The organism is Kitasatospora sp. NPDC127067, from assembly GCF_042724755.1.
Lineage (GTDB): Bacteria > Actinomycetota > Actinomycetes > Streptomycetales > Streptomycetaceae > Kitasatospora > Kitasatospora lactacystinica.
In genome coordinates this window covers 1-1695 of the sequence record NZ_JBHXEM010000295.1, presented here as the reverse complement: position 1 = coordinate 1695, position 1695 = coordinate 1, and the positions used below count along the sequence as shown (strand labels likewise).

Sequence of the window (1695 nt, the reverse complement as noted above, 5' to 3'; positions counted from 1 at the left end):
GCCCGCCGCCGCGGCGGCGGTGCTGGTACCCGAGGTCCTGAGCGCCGGCGCCGACGACGACCCCGACGGCCAGGGCGTCTTCGACACCCCCGGCGTCCACGGCGGACGGCTGCTGGGCCGCATCGAGGCCGGCCTGCCGGTCACCCTGGCCGCCGGGCGGGGATAGCGGCCGTCTCGCGGATTGCCGGGTGCGCGACGCGGAACGGGACAACCCCGGCGACCACCCCGCCCCGTGGCGCAGACTGGGGCGAGTACTTTTCACATCGGAGGATGGATTTTCATGGTTGACCGGCCCTTGACGCTGATGGCGGTGCACGCCCACCCCGACGACGAGGCCACCGGGACCGGGGGTGTCCTCGCCCGGTACGCGGCGGAGGGCGTCCGCACGGTCCTCGTGACGTGTACGGACGGCCGGTGCGGTGACGGACCGGGAGGGGTCAAGCCGGGCGAGCCCGGCCACGACCCGGAGGCCGTCGCCGCGATGCGCCGGCAGGAACTGGAGGCCAGCTGCGAGGTGTTGAAGGTCAGTCACCTGGAGCTGCTGGAGTACGCCGACTCCGGGATGATGGGCTGGGCGAGCAACGACGAGCCCGGGTCGTTCTGGCGCACGCCGGTGGAGGAGGGTGCCGCCCGCCTCGCCGAACTGATCCGGCACTACCGGCCCGACGTGGTCGTCACCTACGACGAGAACGGGTTCTACGGTCACCCCGACCACATCCAGGCACACCGCATCACCATGGCGGCGCTGGAGCTGACCGATCCGACGCCGAAGGTCTACTGGACGACGGCGCCGCGCTCGGCGATGCAGCGGTTCGGCGAGGTCATGCGCGAGTTCGGCGCGGACTGGGAGGAGCCGGAGGCGGCGCAGGAGCCCGGGGCGGCGGAGGCGTCGGAGGCGTCCGAGATGCCGGACATGTCGGAGATCGGCCTGCCGGACGAGGAGATCACCACCTGGGTGGACACCACCGCGTTCGGCGGCCGGAAGTTCGACGCCCTGGCCGCGCACGCCAGCCAGGGCGAGAACATCTTCTTCCTGAAGATGGGCAAGGAGCGGTTCACCGAGCTGATGGGCGTGGAGACCTTCGTGCGGGTCAAGGACACCACCGGCGCGGCCCTTCCCGAGGACGACCTCTTCGCCGGCCTGCGCTGATCCCCGTCCCCGTCCCCGTGTCCGTACGGACCCGGCCGTCGCCGGCCGGGTCCGTGCCGGGTGCTACCGGCCGCCGTCCCGCAGGGCCTGCTCCACGGTCCGCAGGGCGGTGGCCGACTGCTCCCAGCCGTGCCACCAGAACAGCCCGCCGTCGTGGCTCGCCCCGGCGGCGAGTGCCGTCAGGTGGGCCCAGGGGCCGGCCGGGATGCCGAACCGCGGCCGGGCGGCGAGCCGTCGGGCGGCCTCGCCGTCGACCGGGACCATGCCGAGCAGCGGGAACGGTTCGCCGGCCGCCGTCCGGCCGGTGCCGTGCAGCATCGGGTGCAGGGTGATCGGGTCGAGCAGCAGGGTGAGGTCGGCGGAGGGCAGGAGCTCCGGTCCGTCCCGCCAGCCGAGCCGCCGTCCGCTCGGCCCGGCCCCGGGCACGGGACGGCCGTCGAGCACGACGCCGTCCGCGGCGACCTCCAGGAGGGCGCCGCCCGGGCGGTCGGGCAGCCGCAGCCGGTAGTCCCCGTACAGGCACCGGGCGGGCGCCGCGCCGGCCG

At 74.6% G+C, this 1695-nt stretch carries 2 protein-coding genes; one reads left to right on the top strand and one right to left on the bottom strand.

Translation table 11 applies throughout. From position 1 onward, the window contains the following. The first annotated feature begins 280 nt into the window (after nt 1–280). The gene (locus ACFWJ4_RS41535; protein ID WP_380554660.1) at nt 281–1150 is read left to right on the top strand and encodes a PIG-L family deacetylase; all 870 of its coding nucleotides are present in this window, start codon (nt 281–283) and stop codon (nt 1148–1150) included. 63 nt (nt 1151–1213) lie between these two features. Here ACFWJ4_RS41535 and ACFWJ4_RS41530 read toward each other — a convergent pair. Next, on the bottom strand, nt 1214–1695 hold a 482-nt coding region (locus tag ACFWJ4_RS41530), incomplete at its 5' end, for a hypothetical protein (protein ID WP_380554657.1).

Coding starts and splice junctions, on each gene's coding strand:
- ACFWJ4_RS41535 (WP_380554660.1), top strand. CDS start 281: ATGGTTGACCGGCCCTTGACGCTGATGGCGGTGCACGCCCACCCCGAC.